The 20,604-nt window shown below is 63.6% G+C and carries 21 protein-coding genes; all 21 read left to right on the top strand.

Translation table 11 applies throughout. The features are described from left to right. The first annotated feature begins 133 nt into the window (after positions 1–133). The gene (locus tag ACIPZF_RS03130; protein WP_400795137.1) at positions 134–1,351 is read left to right on the top strand and encodes a sensor histidine kinase; all 1,218 of its coding nucleotides are present in this window, start codon (positions 134–136) and stop codon (positions 1,349–1,351) included. After that, positions 1,351–2,712, top strand: coding sequence for a sigma-54-dependent transcriptional regulator (locus tag ACIPZF_RS03125; protein ID WP_400795135.1), 1,362 nt, complete (start codon positions 1,351–1,353; stop codon positions 2,710–2,712). Before ACIPZF_RS03130 ends, ACIPZF_RS03125 begins: the two co-directional genes overlap by 1 nt. 106 nt (positions 2,713–2,818) lie before the next feature. After that, positions 2,819–3,151 (top strand): flagellar hook-basal body complex protein FliE, encoded by a 333-nt coding sequence (gene fliE / locus ACIPZF_RS03120; protein WP_346613980.1) that lies wholly within the window; start codon positions 2,819–2,821, stop codon positions 3,149–3,151. Positions 3,152–3,166: 15 nt separating this feature from the next. Continuing rightward, positions 3,167–4,945: a flagellar basal-body MS-ring/collar protein FliF gene (fliF, locus tag ACIPZF_RS03115; protein WP_400795133.1), complete on the top strand. Its 1,779-nt coding sequence runs from the start codon at positions 3,167–3,169 to the stop codon at positions 4,943–4,945. After that, positions 4,938–5,957, top strand: coding sequence for a flagellar motor switch protein FliG (fliG, locus tag ACIPZF_RS03110; protein WP_400795131.1), 1,020 nt, complete (start codon positions 4,938–4,940; stop codon positions 5,955–5,957). The genes fliF and fliG overlap by 8 nt, the downstream gene beginning before the upstream one ends. A 145-nt stretch (positions 5,958–6,102) precedes the next feature. Continuing rightward, positions 6,103–6,867 (top strand): flagellar assembly protein FliH, encoded by a 765-nt coding sequence (gene fliH, locus ACIPZF_RS03105; RefSeq protein ID WP_400795129.1) that lies wholly within the window; start codon positions 6,103–6,105, stop codon positions 6,865–6,867. Continuing rightward, entirely contained in the window at positions 6,857–8,218 is a 1,362-nt protein-coding gene (fliI, locus tag ACIPZF_RS03100) for a flagellar protein export ATPase FliI (RefSeq protein WP_400795127.1), read from the top strand. Before fliH ends, fliI begins: the two co-directional genes overlap by 11 nt. A gap of 3 nt (positions 8,219–8,221) precedes the next feature. After that, complete coding sequence (gene fliJ, locus ACIPZF_RS03095) at positions 8,222–8,674, top strand: flagellar export protein FliJ (protein ID WP_400795125.1); 453 nt, start codon at positions 8,222–8,224, stop codon at positions 8,672–8,674. A 190-nt stretch (positions 8,675–8,864) separates the two neighbouring features. Beyond that, on the top strand, positions 8,865–9,170 hold the full coding sequence (locus ACIPZF_RS03090) for an STAS domain-containing protein (RefSeq protein WP_400795123.1): 306 nt from the start codon (positions 8,865–8,867) through the stop codon (positions 9,168–9,170). Positions 9,171–9,178: 8 nt separating this feature from the next. After that, positions 9,179–10,870 (top strand): SpoIIE family protein phosphatase, encoded by a 1,692-nt coding sequence (locus ACIPZF_RS03085; protein WP_400795121.1) that lies wholly within the window; start codon positions 9,179–9,181, stop codon positions 10,868–10,870. A 60-nt stretch (positions 10,871–10,930) separates the two neighbouring features. Next, complete coding sequence (locus tag ACIPZF_RS03080; protein WP_400795119.1) at positions 10,931–11,278, top strand: Hpt domain-containing protein; 348 nt, start codon at positions 10,931–10,933, stop codon at positions 11,276–11,278. A 72-nt stretch (positions 11,279–11,350) separates the two neighbouring features. Next, on the top strand, positions 11,351–12,640 hold the full coding sequence (locus ACIPZF_RS03075) for a flagellar hook-length control protein FliK (protein WP_400795117.1): 1,290 nt from the start codon (positions 11,351–11,353) through the stop codon (positions 12,638–12,640). 200 nt (positions 12,641–12,840) lie between these two features. Further along, on the top strand, positions 12,841–13,338 hold the full coding sequence (fliL, locus tag ACIPZF_RS03070; RefSeq protein WP_400795115.1) for a flagellar basal body-associated protein FliL: 498 nt from the start codon (positions 12,841–12,843) through the stop codon (positions 13,336–13,338). A gap of 9 nt (positions 13,339–13,347) precedes the next feature. Further along, on the top strand, positions 13,348–14,316 hold the full coding sequence (fliM, locus tag ACIPZF_RS03065) for a flagellar motor switch protein FliM (protein WP_400795113.1): 969 nt from the start codon (positions 13,348–13,350) through the stop codon (positions 14,314–14,316). Positions 14,317–14,363: 47 nt separating this feature from the next. Then, on the top strand, positions 14,364–14,828 hold the full coding sequence (gene fliN / locus ACIPZF_RS03060; protein ID WP_400795111.1) for a flagellar motor switch protein FliN: 465 nt from the start codon (positions 14,364–14,366) through the stop codon (positions 14,826–14,828). Between the two features lie 12 nt (positions 14,829–14,840). Next, positions 14,841–15,284 carry a flagellar biosynthetic protein FliO gene (gene fliO, locus ACIPZF_RS03055; protein ID WP_400795109.1) on the top strand — a complete coding sequence of 148 codons (444 nt, stop codon included), beginning with the start codon at positions 14,841–14,843 and terminating at the stop codon, positions 15,282–15,284. Next, complete coding sequence (fliP, locus tag ACIPZF_RS03050; protein ID WP_400795107.1) at positions 15,284–16,039, top strand: flagellar type III secretion system pore protein FliP; 756 nt, start codon at positions 15,284–15,286, stop codon at positions 16,037–16,039. The genes fliO and fliP overlap by 1 nt, the downstream gene beginning before the upstream one ends. Positions 16,040–16,059: 20 nt before the next feature. After that, the gene (gene fliQ, locus ACIPZF_RS03045; RefSeq protein ID WP_400795105.1) at positions 16,060–16,329 is read left to right on the top strand and encodes a flagellar biosynthesis protein FliQ; all 270 of its coding nucleotides are present in this window, start codon (positions 16,060–16,062) and stop codon (positions 16,327–16,329) included. 7 nt (positions 16,330–16,336) lie between these two features. Beyond that, a complete protein-coding gene (fliR, locus tag ACIPZF_RS03040; RefSeq protein ID WP_400795103.1) occupies positions 16,337–17,113 on the top strand; it encodes a flagellar biosynthetic protein FliR in 777 nt (258 codons plus the stop codon). A 2-nt stretch (positions 17,114–17,115) separates the two neighbouring features. After that, a complete protein-coding gene (gene flhB / locus ACIPZF_RS03035) occupies positions 17,116–18,258 on the top strand; it encodes a flagellar biosynthesis protein FlhB (protein WP_400795101.1) in 1,143 nt (380 codons plus the stop codon). A gap of 209 nt (positions 18,259–18,467) precedes the next feature. Then, positions 18,468–20,597, top strand: coding sequence for a flagellar biosynthesis protein FlhA (gene flhA / locus ACIPZF_RS03030; protein WP_400795100.1), 2,130 nt, complete (start codon positions 18,468–18,470; stop codon positions 20,595–20,597). Positions 20,598–20,604 lie beyond the last annotated feature (7 nt).

Below are 20,604 nucleotides of genomic sequence, written 5' to 3'. Positions count from 1 at the left end.
GTGCATCACTGCAAATCTCAAGACATGCACCGATGCCCCCGACCCCCCCCCAACCCCCCATCCCCGGCACGCCTATTGCTACACCGCTCGCACCACACCGTTTTTATGACGGTCAGCCACGCGAGAGAGCACGATGCCCCAGGCCGCCCACTTTTCCCGAGCCCCTGATCTACAGGGGCGCACCCCGGTCGAACAGGAGAGTCGACAGGGGCTGGAGCAGGCATTCGCCCTGTTCAACCAGGTATCCACCCAGCTCAACCAGTCCTACAGCTTGCTCGAAGCCCGCGTCAGCGAGCTCAAGGGCGAGCTGGCGGTGGTCGGCGCCCAGCGCATGGCTGAACTCAACGAAAAAGAGCGCCTTGCCAACCGCCTGCAAAACCTGCTCGACCTGCTGCCGGGTGGGGTGATCGTGATCGATGAGCAGGGCCGCGTGCGCGAAGCCAATCCGGCGGCCTGCGAACTGCTCGGTGAGCCTTTGATCGGCCAGCTGTGGCGTGAAGTGATCGCGCGCAGTTTCGCCCCGCGCAAGGATGACGGTCACGAAGTCTCGCTGCGCGATGGCCGGCGCCTGTCGATTGCCACTCGCTCGCTGGACGCCGAGCCCGGCCAACTGGTGCTGCTCAACGACCTGACTGAAACCCGTCGCCTGCAAGGCCAGTTGGCGCGGCACGAGCGCCTGTCTTCGCTGGGGCGCATGGTCGCCTCGCTGGCCCACCAGATCCGCACGCCGCTGTCGGCGGCCATGCTGTACGCCAGCCACCTGGCCGATACCGAGCGCGAACTGGCGCCAGAGACCCGTCAGCGCTTCGCCGGCAGCCTCAAGGAGCGCCTGCACGAGCTGGAGCACCAGGTGCGCGACATGCTGGTGTTTGCCCGTGGCGAGTTACCGCTGGGCGATCGGCTGACCCCCAAGGGGCTGTTCCAGGCCTTGCAGCAAGCCGCCCAGCCGCACGTGCAGGGGCATGCCGTGCGCTGGCAGTGCGACAGCCACCTGGGCGAATTACTGTGCAACCGCGACACCCTGGTCGGTGCCTTGCTCAACCTGATCGAGAACGCCCTGCAGGCCAGTGATGGCGAGGCGCGGCTCAAAGTGCACCTGTTCCGCCGCGGGCACACCCTGCGGCTGTGCGTCAGTGATGCCGGCAGTGGCATCGATGCTGATCTGCTGGGCCGTCTGGGGGAGCCGTTCCTCACCACCAAGGCCACCGGCACCGGTCTTGGTCTGGCGGTGGTCAAGGCCGTGGTGCGTGCGCACCAGGGCACATTGCGGCTGCGTTCGAAGGTAGGGCGCGGCACCTGTGTCACGGTTGAGTTGCCGTTGATTGGCGGGCAGCCTGTGGAGGTCGTTTAATGGCCATCAAGGTGCTGCTGGTCGAAGATGACCGCGTGTTGCGCCAGGCGCTGGGCGATACCTTGGAGATTGGCGGCTTCGCCTATCGTGCCGTGGGCAGTGCCGAAGAGGCATTGGAAGCTGTGGAATGCGAGGCGTACAGCCTGGTGGTCAGCGATGTGAACATGCCGGGGATGGATGGGCATCAACTGCTGGCGCAGCTGCGCCGCCACCATCCGCACCTGCCGGTGCTGCTGATGACCGCCCACGCTGCGGTGGAGCGCGCCGTGGAGGCCATGCGCCAGGGCGCTGTGGATTACCTGGTCAAGCCATTCGAGCCCAATGCGCTGTTGAGCCTGGTCGAGCGTCACGCTGCCGGGCGCCTGGGTGGGGCCGACAGCGAGGGCCCGGTGGCCTGCGAAGTGGCCAGCCGACAACTGCTGGAGTTGGCCTCGCGTGTCGCGCGCAGCGATTCTACCGTGCTTATTTCGGGTGAGTCGGGCACTGGCAAGGAAGTGCTCGCACGCTACATCCACCAGCAGTCGCCACGGGCAGCGCAGCCCTTCGTCGCGATCAACTGCGCGGCCATCCCTGACAACATGCTCGAAGCCACCCTGTTCGGCCATGAGAAGGGTGCCTTCACCGGCGCCATCGCTGCGCAGGCCGGCAAGTTCGAGCAGGCCGAGGGCGGCACCTTGCTGCTCGACGAGATTTCCGAAATGCCGCTTGCTTTGCAGGCCAAGCTGTTGCGCGTCTTGCAGGAGCGTGAAGTGGAGCGGGTGGGCGGGCGCAAGCCGATTGCGCTGGATATCCGCGTCGTTGCCACCACCAACCGTGACATGGCCGGTGAGGTGGCGGCGGGGCGGTTCCGTGAGGACCTGTTCTACCGCCTCTCGGTGTTCCCGCTGGCCTGGCAGCCGCTGCGCGAGCGCAGTGGCGACATCCTGCCGCTGGCCGAGCGCCTGCTCGCGCGGCACGTGGCGAAAATGAAACACGCGCCGGTGCGCCTGTCCGCCGCTGCGCAGGCCTGCCTGCAGGCCTATGCCTGGCCGGGCAACGTGCGCGAACTGGATAACGCCTTGCAACGGGCGCTGATCCTGCAGCAGGGCGGTGTGATCGAGGCGGCGGATTTCTGTCTGGCAGGCGTCATTCCCTTGTCGGCAGCAGCGCCCGTGGCCATCGAACCGGTGAGCGATTCCAGCGCCTTGGGCGACGACCTGCGTCGCCGCGAGTTCCAGATGATCATCGACACCCTGCGCGCCGAGCGTGGCCGCCGCAAAGAGGCAGCCGAGCGTCTGGGTATCAGCCCGCGCACCCTGCGCTACAAGCTGGCGCAGATGCGCGATGCCGGGCTCGATGTGGAAGCCAGCCTGTACGGCTGATTCAGTTAATTAAAGATGTGCGCAGCGGGCTGGCACTCTTGTTGCTAGCTCTGGGCTATCCGCCGCATGAGTGTCAAAAAAATGCGGCCGCCGGAGAGAGAAGTTCATGAGCCAAGGTGTTGAATTCAACCGTCTGATGCTGGACATGCGGGCCATGCAGGCCGATGCCATGTCGTTGCCCAAAGCCACTGCTGCGCCTGAGCTGGCCCCAGGCCAAAGCAGCTTTGCCGACATGCTCGGCCAGGCCATCGGCAAGGTGCACGAAACCCAGCAAGCGTCGACCCAGCTCGCCAATGCCTTCGAGATCGGCAAGAGTGGTGTCGACCTGACCGACGTGATGATCGCCTCGCAGAAAGCCAGTGTGTCCATGCAAGCGCTGACCCAGGTACGCAACAAGCTGGTTCAGGCGTACCAGGACATCATGCAGATGCCGGTTTGAGGACGGAAGTAAGTCATGGCTGAAGCAGTCGTCGATAACCCCCCCGCCAAGAGTGGCCCGCCAGCGTCCAAACCGCCGCTGTTCGGTATGTCATTCCTGGAAAACATCTCGCAGATGCCCATGCTGCGTCAGGTCGGCCTGCTGGTCGGGTTGGCGGCGAGCGTGGCGATAGGCTTCGCCGTGGTGCTGTGGTCGCAGCAGCCGGACTACCGGCCGCTGTATGGCAGCCTGGCCGGCATGGACACCAAGCAGGTCATGGACACCCTGGCCGCCGCGGACATCCCCTACAATGTCGAGCCCAATTCCGGTGCTCTGCTGGTCAAGGCCGACGACCTCTCCCGTGCGCGCCTGAAACTGGCGGCTGCGGGCGTGGCGCCGAGCGACGGCAACGTCGGCTTCGAGCTGCTCGACAAGGAGCAGGGCCTGGGTACCAGCCAGTTCATGGAAGCCACCCGTTATCGTCGCAGCCTCGAAGGCGAACTGGCCCGCACCGTCTCCAGCCTGAACAACGTCAAGGCCGCGCGCGTGCACCTGGCGATCCCGAAAAGTTCGGTGTTCGTGCGTGACGAGCGCAAGCCAAGCGCTTCCGTACTGGTCGAGCTGTATCCAGGCCGTGCGCTGGAAGCCGGGCAGGTGATGGCCATCGTCAACCTGGTCGCTACCAGCGTCCCTGAGCTGGACAAATCGCAAGTCACCGTGGTCGACCAGAAAGGCAACCTGCTCTCCGAACAGTTGCAGGACACCGCACTGACCATGGCCGGCAAGCAGTTCGACTACAGCCGCCGCATGGAGAGCATGCTCACCCAGCGCGTACACAACATTCTGCAGCCGGTGCTGGGCAACGACCGCTACAAGGCCGAAGTCTCCGCCGACCTCGACTTCAGCGCGACCGAATCCACGTCCGAGCAGTTCAACCCGGACCAGCCGGCGCTGCGCAGCGAGCAGGCGGTCAATGAGCAACGCTCCAGCAGTTCTGGCCCGCAAGGCGTGCCGGGTGCGCTGAGCAACCAGCCACCGGCCGGCGCTTCGGCACCGGAAAATGCCACCGCCGCCGCGCCGGCCGCTGGCGCCATCCAGCCGGGGCAACCGCTGGTGGATGCCAACGGTCAGCAGATCATGGACCCGGCCACCGGCCAGCCGATGCTCGCGCCGTACCCGGCTGACAAGCGTGTGCAAACCACCAAGAATTTCGAGCTGGACCGCTCGATCAGCCACACTCGCCAACAGCAGGGTCGTCTGAGCCGCCTGTCGGTGGCGGTGGTGGTCGATGACCAGGTCAAGCTCGACGCCAATGGCGAGGCCACTCGCGCGCCGTGGGGCGCCGAAGACCTGGCGCGCTTCACTCGCCTGGTGCAGGACGCGGTGGGCTTCGATGCCAGCCGCGGCGACAGCGTGACCGTGATCAACGTGCCATTTGCCGCCGACCGCGGCGAAGAGATCGCAGAAATCGCGTTCTATCAGCAGCCGTGGTTCTGGGACATCGTCAAGCAAGTGCTGGGCGTGGTGTTCATCCTGGTACTGGTATTCGGCGTGCTGCGCCCGGTACTCAACAACATCACTGGCGGCGGCAAGCAAGCTGCTGCGACGGACAGCGACATGGAGCTGGGCGGCATGATCGGTCTGGATGGCGAACTGGCCAACGACCGCGTCAGCTTGGGTGGCCCGACAAGCATTCTGTTGCCAAGCCCAAGCGAGGGTTACGAGGCACAGCTCAACGCAATCAAAGGCCTTGTGGCCGAAGACCCGGGCCGCGTGGCCCAGGTCGTGAAAGAGTGGATCAACGCCGATGAGTGACAACCGAGCCGTTACCGCCAAGCTGAGCCGCACCGACAAGGCGGCGATCCTCCTGCTCTCGCTGGGTGAGACCGATGCTGCCCAGGTGCTGCGCCACATGGGCCCGAAGGAAGTGCAGCGGGTCGGCGTGGCCATGGCGCAGATGGGCACCGTGCACCGCGATCAGGTGCAGCAGGTGATGAGCGAGTTCGTCGAGATCGTCGGCGACCAGACCAGCCTGGGCGTAGGTTCCGACGGCTACATCCGCAAGATGCTCAACCAGGCCCTCGGCGAGGACAAGGCCAACGGCCTGATCGACCGCATCCTGCTCGGTGGCAACACCAGCGGCCTGGACAGCCTCAAGTGGATGGAGCCGCGTGCCGTGGCCGACGTCATCCGCTACGAGCACCCGCAGATCCAGGCTATCGTGGTCGCGTACCTCGACCCCGACCAGGCCGGTGAAGTGCTGAGCAATTTCGACCACAAGGTGCGCCTGGATATCATCTTGCGCGTCTCCTCGCTCAACACCGTGCAGCCGGCAGCACTTAAGGAGCTGAACCAGATCCTCGAGAAGCAGTTCTCGGGCAACTCCAACGCCGCGCGCACCACCCTGGGGGGCATCAAGCGTGCCGCCGACATCATGAACTTCCTCGACAGCTCCGTGGAAGGTGCGCTGATGGACTCGATCCGCGAGATCGACAACGACCTCTCGGAGCAGATCGAAGACCTGATGTTCGTCTTCAACAACCTGGCCGACGTCGACGACCGCGGCATTCAGGCGTTGCTGCGCGAAGTGTCTTCCGACGTGCTGGTGGTGTCGCTCAAGGGCGCCGACGAGCGGGTCAAGGACAAGATCTTCAAGAACATGTCCAAGCGTGCCTCCGAGCTGCTGCGCGACGACCTCGAAGCCAAAGGCCCGGTGCGCGTCAGCGACGTGGAAACGGCGCAGAAGGAAATCCTTACCATCGCCCGACGCATGGCCGAGGCCGGCGAAATCGTGCTCGGTGGCAAGGGTGCCGAGGAAATGATCTGATCCTGCAGGCAGCATGAATCACCTGTGGGAGCGGGCTTGCCCCGCGAAGCAGGCGCCGTAGGGTATGGCACCGGCTCCGCCGGTGTTCGCGGGTCAAGCCCGCTCCCACAAAGACTGCACCGGTCGTTGTTGAGTAACTGAAAACATGTCCACCAAAGAACACCACCCCAGCGACCTGATTCGTGCCCGTGACCTGGAGGGCGTCGATGTCTGGGCATTGCCCAGCTTCGACCCGGAACCGGAACCCGAGCCGGAACCTGAGCCCGAGATCATCGAGGAAGAAGTCGAGGAAGTGCCGCTGGAGGAAGTCCAGCCGTTGACCCTCGAAGAACTCGAAGCGATCCGCCAGGAGGCCTACAACGAAGGCTTCGCCACCGGTGAGCGTGAGGGCTTTCATAGCACCCAGCTGAAGGTGCGTCAGGAGGCCGAGGAAGCGCTCAGCGCCAAACTGGCGGACCTTGAGCAATTGATGGTGCACCTGCTCGACCCCATCGCCGAGCAGGACACGCAGATCGAGAAAACCCTCGTGCACCTGGTCGCGCACATGGCCCGCCAGGTCATTGGCCGCGAGCTGCGCAGCGATTCCAGCCAGATCACCCAGGTGCTGCGTGAAGCCTTGAAGCTGCTGCCGATGGGGGCGGACAACATCCGCATTCATCTCAATCCGCAGGATTTCGAACTGGCCAAGGCATTGCGCGAGCGCCATGAGGAAAACTGGAAGCTGCTCGAAGACGATGCGTTGTTACCGGGCGGTTGCCGCATCGAGACCGCGCACAGCCGCATCGATGCGACCATGGAAACCCGTATCGAAAAGGCCGTGGCCCAGTTGTTCGACCAGCTGCACGACCAATCCCTGCATCCGGCGGCGCCGGATGTCTCGATCGAGCTGGGCGCTACCGATGCGCCTTGACCGTACCAGCTTCGGCAAGCGCCTGGGCGGCTACGCCGAGGCGATCGCGCTGCCGGTGCAGCCGGTGGTCGAAGGTCGCCTGCTGCGCATGGTCGGCCTGACCCTGGAGGCTGAGGGCCTGCGCGCCGCCGTGGGCGCGCGCTGCCTGGTGATCAACGACGACAGCTACCACCCGGTGCAGGTCGAGGCCGAGGTCATGGGCTTCGCCGGCAGCAAAGTATTCCTCATGCCGGTTGGCAGCATCGCCGGCATCGCGCCGGGCGCGCGGGTGGTGGCGCTGGACGACAGCGGTCGCCTGCCGATGGGCATGAGCATGCTCGGCCGGGTGCTGGACGGCGCCGGCCGCGCCCTGGACGGCAAGGGCGGGATGAAGGCCGAAGACTGGGTGCCGATGGACGGCCCGATCATCAACCCGCTCAATCGCGACCCGATCAGCCAACCGCTGGATGTGGGCATCCGCAGCATCAACGGCCTGCTGACCGTGGGTCGCGGGCAACGTTTGGGCCTGTTCGCCGGTACCGGTGTGGGTAAGTCGGTGCTGCTGGGCATGATGACCCGCTTCACTGAGGCCGAGATCATCGTGGTCGGCCTGATTGGCGAGCGGGGCCGCGAGGTAAAGGAGTTCATCGAGCACATCCTCGGTGAAGAGGGCCTCAAGCGCTCGGTGGTGGTTGCATCGCCGGCTGACGATGCGCCGCTGATGCGGTTGCGTGCGGCCATGTACTGCACGCGCATCGCCGAATATTTCCGTGACAAGGGCAAGAATGTCCTGCTGCTGATGGATTCGCTGACCCGTTTCGCCCAGGCCCAGCGGGAGATCGCCCTGGCCATCGGTGAGCCGCCGGCCACCCGTGGCTATCCGCCGTCGGTGTTCGCCAAGCTGCCCAAGCTGGTGGAGCGTGCCGGCAATGGCGAAGCGGGTGGTGGCTCGATCACTGCGTTCTACACGGTGCTGTCCGAAGGCGACGACCAGCAGGACCCGATCGCCGACTCGGCGCGCGGCGTGCTCGACGGCCACTTCGTGTTGTCTCGGCGTCTGGCTGAAGCAGGCCATTACCCGGCCATCGACATCGAAGCCTCGATCAGCCGGGTCATGCCGCAGGTTGTGGATGCCGACCACCTGCGTCAGGCGCAGAAGTTCAAGCAGCTGTGGTCGCGCCTGTCGCAGAGCCGCGACCTGATCAGCGTTGGCGCCTATGTGGCCGGCGGCGACCCGGAGACCGACCTGGCCATTGCTCTTCAGCCCAAACTGGTGGACTTCCTGCGCCAGGGCCTGGACGAGAATGTCGGCATGGGCCAGAGCCGTCAGCAGCTGGGGGCAGTGTTCATGCCGCCGGCCAGCGGCGGATAAGCCATGAGCCTGCCCAGCCGTGCCGCGCGCCTGGCGCCGGTGGTGAACATGGCCGAAGAGGCCGAGCGCAAGGCCGCGCAGCGGCTTGGGCATTTCCAGCAGCTGGTGGCCCAGGCCCAGGCCAAACTGGCGGAGCTCGAGTCATTCCGCGAGGGCTACCAGGCGCAGTGGATCAACCGCGGTGGCCAGGGCGTCAACGGCAGCTGGCTGGTCAACTACCAGCGTTTTCTGGGGCAGCTGGAAACGGCCATGACCCAGCAGCGCCAGAGCCTGACCTGGCACCAGAACAACCTGAACAATGCCCGGGGGACCTGGCAGCAGGCCTATGCCCGGGTGGAGGGGCTGCGCAAGTTGGTGCAGCGCTACATGGACGAAGCGCGGCGGGCGGAAGACAAGCGTGAGCAGCGCTTGCTGGATGAGTTGTCGCAGCGCTTGCCCCGGCAGGGGCATCTGTAGGCAGTGCCGGCCTCTTCGCGGGGCAAGCCCGCTCCCACAGGTCCTGTGTCGCCCTTGAGTTTTGCAGAGAACCTGTGGGAGCGGGCTTGCCCCGCGAAGAGGCCGGCACTGTTTCACCCATTTGCCACACTTGCCACTCCCTGCTAAACCTTGAAGAGTTGCATTCGCCATCATCGAAGGAATCGCTAGCATGGCAGTCGAGACTGATTTTTCGCAGGACGGGAAAAAGCTCACGATCAAGGTCAAGGGGCGCTTCGATTTCGGCAAGCATCAGGAGTTTCGCGATGCTTACGAACGCCAGGCGGGGCGGCCCGACTCGGTGGTCGTCGACCTGAAAGACACCACTTATCTGGACAGCTCGGCGCTTGGCATGTTGCTGCTGTTGCGCGATCACGCCGGCGGCGACGAATCGGACGTGCGTGTGGTGCATGCCAGTTCCGACGTGCGCAAGATCCTGGCGATCTCCAATTTCGAAAAACTGTTCGACATCAGTTGAGCACGGAGATGCCGGCTGATCAGCCATTGACCGTGCTGGTGGCCGAGGATGGGGCTACGGACCGCCTGTTGCTGGCGCAAATTGTCCGACGGCAGGGCCATCATGTTTTCACGGCGGAAAACGGCGAGCAGGCGGTGGCGCTTTTCGCCGAAAAACGTCCGCAGCTGGTGCTGCTCGACGCCTTGATGCCGGTTATGGACGGTTTCGAGGCGGCGCGGCAGATCAAGGAACTGGCTGGCGAAGCGCTGGTGCCGATCATCTTTCTCACCTCGCTCAACGAGGAGGATGCCTTGGTGCGCTGCCTGGAGGCCGGTGGCGACGATTTCATGGCCAAGCCCTACAGCGCGGTGATTCTCGCCGCCAAAATTCGCGCCATGGACCGCTTGCGGCGATTGCAGGCGACCGTGCTGGAGCAGCGCGACCTGATTACCCGCCACCATCATCACCTGCTCAACGAGCAACGGGTGGCCAAGGCAGTCTTCGACAAGGTTGCTCATTCTGGCTGCATCACGGCGCCCAATATTCGTTATCTGCAGTCGCCCTATGCGTTGTTCAACGGCGACTTGCTGCTGGCCGCCTTCACTCCGTCGGGCGACATGCATGTGCTGCTCGGCGATTTCACCGGCCACGGGCTGCCCGCCGCAGTCGGCGCCATGCCCCTGGCTGAAGTGTTCTACGGCATGACGGCCAAGGGCTATGGCTTGGCGCAAATGCTGCGCGAGATGAATGCCAAGCTCAAACGCATCTTGCCGGTGGACATGTTCTGTTGCGCACTGCTGCTCAACCTGAGCGTGCAGCGCGGCTCGGTGGAAGTGTGGAACGGCGGCATGCCAGATGGCTACCGGCTGTCGGCCGAAGGCGAGGTGCTCGCGACCCTGGCCTCGCGCCATCTGCCGTTGGGTATCCTGTCTGCCGAACGCTTTGACGACAGCACCGAGGTGCTGCCGCTCGCGCCAGATGAGCGGCTATTGTTGCTGTCCGATGGCGTGGTGGACACGGCGGATGAGCAGGAGTGCCTGTTCGGTGTCGAGCGCTTGCGTGCCGTGCTGGCCGCCAACCGCGATCCGGTACAGCTGTTCGATGAAATGATGCAGGCCCTGGCGCGCTTTGGCGGGAGGCCGCGGGACGATATCAGCCTGTGCGACATCCGCATGTTCACCGCCGAGGAGCGGGTGCCAGCGCCGACCATCTATTCTGATAGTGGGCGTTCCAGCCCCCTGGACTGGTCGCTGGGGTTCACCTTGCGCGGTGAGAGCCTCAAGCGCTTCAACCCGGTGCCTTACCTGGTCCAGTTGTTGCAGGAGATCCATGGCCTGCGGCCTCGTACTGGAGCCCTCCACAGTGTGCTCAGCGAGCTCTACTCCAATGCGCTGGAGCATGGCGTGCTGGGCCTGGATTCGCGGCTCAAACAGGATGTCCACGGGTTTGCCGACTACTATCAGGAGCGCGCCCGGCGCTTGGCAGCCATGGTCGAAGGTTTTGTGAGCATCGACCTGAAGGTGGAACCGCAGGCTGGCGGTGGACGTCTGATCATCGAGGTTCGTGACAGCGGGGCGGGGTTCGACGTGCAACAGGTTCTGTCACGCCCGGCTCGCGAGCGGGGCTTGAGCGGGCGAGGCCTGAACCTGGTGCGGCAGCTTGGCAGCGATGCCGGGTGGCGCGAAGGCGGTCGTTGCGCCTGGGTACAGTTTGATTGGTGAGCCGCCTGGTGAGCTGTTTGGCGGCTGAGGCATAATCTGGCTTGATCAAGGAGCGAGCAAGTGACTGACAAGCATATTGACCACAAAGTGCTCAGTGACCTGCAGGAGGTCATGGAAGATGGCTACCTGCAGTTGCTGGAAACCTTTCTTGAGGACTCCGAGCGGCGTCTGAGCCAGTTGCACGGCGCCCGAAACGCCGACGAACTCGGCATGGCCGCGCACAGCTTCAAGGGCAGCAGCAGCAACATGGGCGCTGTTGGTCTGGCGCAGCTGTGTCATCAGCTGGAGGAGCGGGTCAAGGAGCGGCCGCTGTATGGCATCGAAGACCTGGTCAATCGCATCGACCAGGAGTACCTGGAGGTGCAACGTTTCTACCGGGGAGAGCGCGAGCGGGTTTCCGCGGGCTGATCGAGCAGTTGGCGCGACTTTTGCCTGTCTGTGTCCAGACGATAGTTTTGTTTCTGGCGCGGAGACCCATCAATGCCTGTCGCACCTAATCCATTATTGCAAGCCAGCACCTTGAGCAAGCCGTCGCGCACGGGTGTTTCGTTGGCGGACAAGCCGGCGCAGGCTGCGGGCACGCAGGGTAGCGGCTTCGATCAGGTCATGGCTGGCCAGGCCCGTGACAAGGCACCTGTGCGCGATGACAAGGTCGCCCAGGCCAAGCCAAAGGACAAGCCTGAGCCTGCCCAGAGCGGCAAAAAAGAAACTGCCGACAACCCGGCGATTGCCGATGATGGCAACAAATTGCCATCTGATGAACAGGCGCAAGCCGGTAGTGCCGACTCGAGCTCGGTCGACGCCAACCTGGTGGCCGGGCAAATCACCGATGCACAGCCTGGGGCGCAATTGCTGCAGGCCCAGGCAGAAGCAGTCGCGCCGGTCTTGCAAGCTGCTGTACAGCAGCCACCAGCGCCGATTGCCGCGCCATTGCCGGAAGAGGCCGTCGCCGAGGCTTTCGATCCCGATGCCGACCCGTTGGCCAATCTCCCAGGCCTGCGCCTGGCTCTGGAGCAAAGTGCCCAGGCCAAAGGTACGACCTCGACCCATGCCGCCCAGCCTCAGGCCGACGAGGGACAGGCGGCGGCCGTCAATCCATTGGCGACCTTGATGGACAAGATCGAAGCCGAGGCGGGGCAGTCCGAGACGGGCGACAAGGCCTTCGGTGCATTGCTCGAATATGGCCTCAAGGACACCAAGCAGGCGAGCAGCGATACGCGTATCGATGACTTTGCCAACCGCCTGGCCAACCTGACTCAGGCGGCCACGGCCAAGACCGCCAATGCCGTGCCGGTGAGCAGCAGCCCGCTGCACCAGCCCCTGCCGATGAACCAGAACGCCTGGACCGAAGGCCTGGTCAATCGGGTGATGTACTTGTCCAGCCAGAACCTCAAGTCGGCGGATATCCAGCTGGAGCCGGCTGAACTTGGGCGCCTGGACATTCGCGTCAATGTGGCGGCGGATCAGTCCACCCAGGTGACGTTCATCAGCGGTCATGCGGGGGTGCGTGACGCGCTGGACAGCCAGGTGCATCGCCTGCGCGAACTGTTCGCCCAGCAGGGGCTGGCGCAGCCGGATGTCAACGTGGCGGACCAGTCGCGGGGGCAGCAACAGCAGCAGGCGCAGCAGGAGGGGGCGCAGTTGTCTGGGGTGGCGGCGCGGCGGGCGCAGAGTGGCGGTGGAGGTGAGCAGGGGGAGTTGGCTGATGCTAGCCGGGCTGTTGAACAGCAGGTGGTAATTGGCGACAGTGCGGTTGATTTCTACGCTTGATTGCGAGTGTCTATGCTGGCCTCTTCGCGGGACAAGCCCGCTCCCACAGGTTCAGCACCGTACTCAAGCCAGTGGTGAACCTGTGGGAGCGGGCTTGTCCCGCGAAGAGGCCAGTTCAGGTAAAACATCAGTTCTGGCATAACACTTGCTCAAGCCACGTCATCCTCATTTGAACCCCCGATGGACGACGGATTATTGGCATGGCGAAGAGCGACGCAGTGAAAGACCCCGCCGCTAAAGGCAAACTCAAGCTGATCCTGTTACTGGTGCTGGCCCTGTTGCTGGCGGTCGGGCTGTCGGTGGGCGCCACCTGGTTCTTCATGCACAAGAGCGAGCAAGCCCCGGCAGCCGATCCGGCCGCGGCCAATATCAAGCCGGCCGCGATCTACGAGCCTCTGGCCCCGGCCTTCGTGGTCAACTTCAACCAGAACGGTCGCCAGCGCTACATGCAGGTGAGCATCACCCTGCAAGGCCGCAGCCAGGCGGACCTGGATGCCCTCAAGGTGCACATGCCGGTGATCCGCAACAACCTGGTGATGATGTTCTCCGGGCAAGGCTTCGACACCTTGGCCGGCAGCCCGGTGGGCCAGGAAATGCTGCGTCAGAAAGCCACCGCAGTGGTGCAGGAAGTCGCACAGAAGGAAGTCGGCAAGCCGGTGGTCGATCAACTGTTGTTCACCAATTTCGTATTGCAGTAGGAGTCCGCAATGGCCGTACAGGACCTGCTGTCCCAGGATGAGATCGATGCCCTGTTGCACGGCGTCGATGATGGGCTGGTACAGACCGAAAGCGCTGCCGAGCCCGGCAGCATCAAGAGCTATGACCTGACCAGTCAGGATCGGATCGTGCGCGGTCGCATGCCGACCCTCGAGATGATCAACGAGCGCTTCGCCCGCTATACCCGCATCAGCATGTTCAACCTGCTGCGCCGCTCGGCGGACGTGGCGGTCGGCGGCGTGCAGGTGATGAAGTTCGGCGAATACGTGCATTCGCTGTACGTGCCGACCAGCCTCAACCTGGTCAAGATCAAACCGCTGCGCGGCACCTCGCTGTTCATCCTCGACGCCAAGCTGGTGTTCAAGCTGGTGGACAACTTCTTCGGCGGTGACGGCCGTCACGCCAAGATCGAAGGCCGCGAGTTCACTCCAACCGAGCTGCGCGTGGTGCGCATGGTGCTGGACCAGTGCTTCATCGACCTCAAGGAAGCCTGGCAGGCGATCATGCCGGTCAACTTCGAGTACATGAACTCCGAGGTCAACCCGGCCATGGCCAACATCGTCGGCCCCAGCGAAGCGGTGGTGGTGTCGACCTTCCATATCGAACTGGACGGAGGCGGCGGCGACCTGCACGTGACCATGCCGTACTCGATGATCGAGCCGGTACGGGAAATGCTCGATGCCGGTTTCCAGTCCGACCTGGATGATCAGGACGAACGCTGGGTCAAGGCCCTGCGCGAAGACGTGCTGGACGTTTCGGTGCCATTGAGCGCCACGGTTGCCCGCCGCCAGCTGAAACTGCGCGATGTGCTGCACATGCAGCCTGGCGATGTGATTCCGGTGGAGCTGCCCGAGCACCTGGTGGTGCGCGCCAACGGCGTGCCGTCGTTCAAGGCGCGTCTGGGTTCGCACAAGGGCAACCTGGCCCTGCAGATCATTGACCCGATCGAACGCCGCTGACGGCGTGCCGGTCGCTCACTACGAATTGAATGCCTGTCGAGGACATCATGGCTAACGAAAACGAGATCACCTCCCCGGAAGACCAGGCCCTGGCCGACGAGTGGGCCGCAGCACTGGAAGAAACCGGTGATGCCGGCCAGGCGGACATCGACGCGCTGTTGGGCGGCGACAGCGGCAGCGCTGGCGCTGGCCGGCTGCCGATGGAGGAGTTCGCAAGCTCCCCGAAGCCAAAGGAAAACGTCAGCCTGGAAGGCCCGAACCTGGACGTGATCCTGGACATCCCGGTGAACATCTCCATGGAAGTGGGCAGCACCGAGATCAACATCCGCAACCTCCTGCAGCTCAACCAGGGCTCGGTGATCGAGCTCGACCGCCTGGCCGGTGAGCCGCTCGATGTGCTGGTCAACGGCACGCTGATCGCCCACGGCGAAGTGGTGGTGGTCAACGAGAAGTTCGGCATCCGCCTGACCGACGTGATCAGCCCCAGCGAACGTATCAAGAAGCTGCGCTGAGTGAAGGGCACGATGCGGGCCGTCACCGCCCTGGTCACGCTGCTGGTCAGCGAAGTGGTGATCGCCGCTGCCGCCCCGGCCGTGCCGGCCACGCCACCCGCTGCCGCACCCGGCAGCCTCGGCGGACAGTTGGCGCAGATGGTCCTGGGCCTGTTGCTGGTAGTGGGCCTGATCTTCTTCCTGGCGTGGCTGCTGCGGCGCATGCAGGGCGCCGCGCCCAAGGGCGGCCAGGTGATCGAGATCGTCGGCAGCCGTGCCCTCGGCCCGCGTGACCGGTTGCTGCTGGTGCAGGTCGGCAAAGAGCAGATTCTCATCGGCCATACCCCTGGCAGCATCGAGGCCTTGCATGTCATGGCCGAACCCGTGGAAGTGCCGGCCAGCGCCCGCCAGGCGACGCCCGAATTCGCCCAGCGGCTGATGGAGCTGATGGGCAAGGATCAGAAGGACAAGAAGTGATGAGTGGCGCGCTGCGCATCGTACTGACCCTGGCGCTGCTGCTGGCCGCACCGCTGGCCCTGGGCGCCGACCCGCTGTCGATCCCGGCCATTACCCTGTCCAACGGCCCGGACGGGCAGCAGGAGTATTCGGTCAGCCTGCAGATCCTGATGATCATGACGGCGCTGAGCTTCATTCCAGCGTTCGTCATCCTGATGACCAGCTTCACCCGCATCATCATCGTCTTCTCGATCCTGCGCCAGGCCCTGGGCCTGCAGCAGACGCCATCGAACCAGGTGCTGACCGGCATGGCGCTGTTCCTGACCCTGTTCATCATGGCGCCGGTGTTCGACCGGGTGAACCAGGACGCCGTACAGCCGTACCTGAAGGAGCAGATGACCGCTCAGCAGGCCATCGACAAGGCCCAGGGGCCGCTCAAGGACTTCATGCTGGCGCAGACCCGGCAAAGCGACCTGGACCTGTTCATGCGCCTGTCGAAGCGCACCGACATCGCTGGCCCTGACCAGGTGCCGCTGACCATTCTGGTGCCGGCGTTCGTCACCTCGGAGCTCAAGACCGCGTTCCAGATCGGCTTCATGATCTTCATCCCGTTCCTGATCATCGACATGGTGGTCGCCAGCGTGCTGATGGCCATGGGTATGATGATGCTGTCGCCGCTGATCATCTCGCTGCCGTTCAAGATCATGCTGTTCGTCCTGGTCGATGGCTGGGCGTTGATCATGGGCACCCTGGCCGGCAGTTTCGGCGGCGTCTGACGCTGCCAAGGAGAGCTTGCATGACACCTGAAGTTGCCGTCGACCTGTTCCGTGACGCCCTTTGGCTGACCACGCTGATGGTTGCCATCCTGGTGGTGCCGAGCCTGTTGATCGGCCTGGTGGTAGCCATGTTCCAGGCCGCCACGCAGATCAACGAACAGACCCTGAGCTTCTTGCCGCGCCTGCTGGTGATGCTGGTGACACTGATCGTGGCCGGGCCGTGGCTGACGCAGAAGTTCATGGAGTACTTCATCAGCCTGTACACCAGCATCCCGCAGCTGATCGGTTGAGGCGGCCATGCTGGAGCTGACCGATGCGCAGATCGGCACCTGGGTCGCCACGTTCCTGCTGCCGCTGTTCCGGGTGACCGCAGTGCTGATGACCATGCCGATCTTCGGGACCCGCATGCTGCCGGCGCGCGTGCGTCTGTATGCGGCGGTGGCGATCACCGTGGTGATAGTGCCAGCGCTGCCACCCTTGCCCGAATTCGATCCTTTGAGCCTGCGCGGCCTGCTGCTGTGCGGTGAGCAGATCATCGTCGGCGCGTTGTTCGGTTTTTCGTTGCAGTTGCTGTTCCAGGCGTTCGTCATTGCCGGGCAGATCGTCGCGATACAGATGGGCATGGCCTTCGCCTCTATGGTCGATCCGGCAAACGGCGTCAACGTCGCAGTGGTCAGCCAGTTCATGACCATGCTGGTGAGCGTGCTGTTTCTGCTGATGAATGGCCACCTGGTGGTGTTCGAGGTGCTGACCGAGAGCTTCACCACCTTGCCAGTGGGCCATGCGCTGGTGGTCAATCACTTCTGGGAGATGGCAGGGCGCCTGAGTTGGGTGTTCGGTGCCGGGCTGCTGTTGATCCTGCCGGCGATCGCCGCGCTGCTGGTGGTCAACATCGCCTTTGGCGTAATGACTCGTGCGGCGCCCCAGTTGAACATCTTCTCCATTGGTTTTCCGCTTACGCTGGTGCTGGGCATCGGCATTTTCTGGGTCGGCCTGGCCGATATTCTTTCCCATTACCAGGCATTGGCCAGCGAAGCGCTGCAATGGCTGCGTGAACTTGCCAGGGCGCGCTGAGCATGGCAGAGAGCGAGAGCGGTCAGGACAAGACAGAGGACCCCACCGACAAGCGCAAGACCGACGCGCGAAAGAAAGGTGAGATCGCCCGTTCCAAGGAGCTCAATACCGTCGCATCGACACTGGGTGGTGCCGGGGCCTTGCTGGCCTTTGGGGGTAACCTGGCAGAAACCCTGATGACCTTGATGCGGATGAACTTTTCGCTGACACGCGATGTGCTGACCGATGAGCGTTCGATGGGCATGTTTCTGCTCGCTTCGGGCAAGATGGCCATCTGGGCGGTACAGCCGATATTGGTGCTGTTGTTCATCATTGCCTTGATCTCACCCATCGCCTTGGGAGGGTTCATTTTCTCTGGCAGCCTGCTGCAGCCTAAATTCAGCCGCATGAATCCGTTGTCCGGGATCAAGCGGATGTTTTCGATGAACTCGCTGACAGAATTGCTGAAGGCGATGGCCAAGTTCTTCATGATCCTGATCGTGGCGCTGGTGGTGCTCAGCAACGACCGCCAGGCACTGCTGGCGATCGCCAACGAACCGCTGGAGCAGGCAATCATTCACAGCCTGCAGGTGGTTGGCTGGAGTGCGCTGTGGATGGCCGCCGGCCTGTTGATCATTGCCGCGGCGGATGTGCCGTTCCAGCTGTACCAGACGCACCAGAAGCTGAAGATGACCAAGCAGGAGATCAAGGACGAGTACAAGGACAGTGAAGGCAAGCCCGAGGTCAAGCAGCGTATTCGTCAGTTGCAGCGTGAGGCTTCGCAGCGACGGATGATGGCCGCAGTGCCCGAGGCGGATGTGATCATCACCAACCCGACGCACTATGCGGTGGCGTTGCAATATGACCCGGAGAAGGGCGGGGCGGCACCCTTGCTCTTGGCCAAGGGGACGGACTTCATCGCCTTGAAGATTCGCGAAATTGGCGTTGAGCACAAGGTGCAGATCCTTGAGTCGCCGGCGCTGGCGCGGGCGATCTATTACTCCACCGAGCTTGAGCAGGAAATCCCGGCGGGGCTGTACCTGGCGGTGGCGCAGGTGCTGGCGTATGTGTTCCAGATTCGCCAGTACCGCTCGGGCAGGGGCAAGCGGCCGGAGCCGTTGAAAGAGGATTTGCCAATACCGCCGGATCTGCGCCGCGACAATTGATTTGATGTTGTCGCTTCTGGCCCCTTCGCGGGCCAGCCCGCTCCCACAGGTGCATCACAGTTCTTGAGCTTTGTGCACTCCCTGTGGGAGCGGGCTTGCCCGCGAAGAGGCCAGTGCTGAGCGCACAAAGCCCAAAGTTGGAAAGCTTCTTGCAAAGCCACGCCCAAGCGCCCCTTGGGCGTCAAAGTTTTGCTTGAAGAGGACACCCGGTGGATCGCACTCAGTTAATCAGCAACGCACGCCATAACCTGGCCGGTCTCGGCCGGGGCAACCTGGGTGTGCCGCTGTTGCTGCTGGTGATGTTGGCAATGATGATGTTGCCGATACCGCCGTTCCTGCTCGACGTCTTCTTCACCTTCAACATCGCCCTGTCGATCGTGGTCCTGCTGGTCTGCGTGTACGCCCTGCGCCCACTCGACTTCGCCGCGTTCCCCACGATCTTGCTGGTCGCCACGCTGCTGCGGTTGGCGCTGAACGTCGCCTCCACGCGCGTGGTCATGCTCCACGGCCAGGAGGGCCATGGCGCCGCCGGTAAGGTGATCCAGGCCTTTGGTGAAGTGGTGATCGGCGGCAACTACGTGGTCGGTGCGGTGGTGTTCGCCATCCTCATGATCATCAACTTCGTGGTGGTGACCAAGGGTGCCGGGCGTATCTCCGAAGTGAGCGCCCGCTTCACCCTCGACGCCATGCCTGGCAAGCAGATGGCCATCGATGCCGACCTCAATGCCGGCTTGATCGATCAGGCCCAGGCCAAGTCACGTCGCGCCGAGGTGGCCCAGGAGGCCGAGTTCTATGGCTCCATGGACGGTGCCAGCAAGTTCGTCCGTGGTGACGCCATTGCCGGCCTGTTGATCCTGTTCATCAACCTGATCGGCGGCATGCTCATCGGCATGCTCCAGCACAACATGTCGTTCAGTGAAGCCGGCAAGGTCTACGCCCTGCTGACCATCGGTGACGGTTTGGTGGCGCAATTGCCATCACTGTTGCTGTCCACCGCCGCCGCGATCATGGTTACCCGTGCTTCGGGCTCCGAGGACATGGGCAAGCTGATTAACCGGCAGATGTTCGATTCGCCGAAGGCGTTGGGGGTGTCGGCAGGCTTGATGATCGTCATGGGCCTGGTGCCGGGCATGCCGCACGTCGCCTTCCTCAGCCTCGGCCTGTTGGCCGGCGGTGGTGCGTACCTGGTGTGGAAGAAGCAGCAGAAGGCCAAGGCCGTCGCGCTGCAGGAGGCGCAGCGCCAGCAGGACCTGCTGCCGTCGCCGCAACGAGCGATGGAAACCAAGGAGCTGGGCTGGGACGACGTGACGCCGATCGACATGATCGGCCTGGAAGTCGGCTACCGCCTCATCCCGCTGGTCGATCGCAACCAGGGCGGCCAGTTGCTGGCGCGGATCAAGGGGGTGCGCAAGAAGCTTTCCCAGGACCTGGGCTTCCTCATGCCCACCGTGCACATTCGCGACAACCTCGACCTGCAGCCCAGCGCCTACCGCCTGACACTGATGGGGGTGATCCTGGCCGAGGCCGAGATCTACCCCGACCGCGAACTTGCGATCAACCCTGGCCAGGTATTCGGCACCCTCAACGGCATCGCCGCCCGCGACCCGGCTTTCGGCCTGGAGGCGGTGTGGGTCGACATCGCCCAGCGCGCCCAGGCGCAGTCTCTGGGCTATACCGTGGTTGACGCCAGTACCGTGGTGGCCACCCACCTCAACCAGATTCTGCAGAAGCATTGCCATGAGCTGATTGGCCACGAAGAGGTTCAGCAATTGCTGCAGGTACTGGGCAAGGCTTCGCCTAAACTTGCAGAAGAATTGGTGCCCGGTGTCATTTCCTTGTCGGGGTTGCTCAAGGTCCTGCAAGCGTTGCTCGCCGAGCAAGTGCCGGTGCGTGACATCCGCAGCATTGCCGAGGCGATCGCCAACAATGCCGGCAAGAGTCAAGATACCGCCGCGTTGGTCGCGGCAGTGCGCGTCGGATTGTGTCGTGCCATCGTGCAAAGCATTGTCGGCGTTGAGTCCGAGCTGCCTGTGATCACCCTTGAGCCAAGGTTGGAACAGATTTTGCTCAATAGTCTGCAAAGGGCCGGGCAGGGTCAGGAAGACGGTGTTCTTCTGGAACCGAGCATGGCCGAAAAGCTGCAGCGTTCGTTGATCGAAGCGGCTCAGCGCCAGGAGATGCAAGGCCAGCCGGCCATCCTCCTGGTTGCTGGCCCGATCCGTGCCATGCTGTCGCGCTTCGGCCGCCTGGCTGTACCGAATTTGCATGTTCTGGCGTATCAGGAAATACCGGATAACAAGCAAGTCACCATCGTTGCCACCGTGGGCCCCAACGGCTGAGGTAGTG

The sequence above is a fragment of the Pseudomonas sp. NPDC089752 genome (assembly GCF_044748725.1).
Classification (GTDB): Bacteria; Pseudomonadota; Gammaproteobacteria; order Pseudomonadales; family Pseudomonadaceae; genus Aquipseudomonas.
Note: the sequence above shows the minus strand (reverse complement) of the source record. Positions and strands in the feature narration are given on the sequence as shown.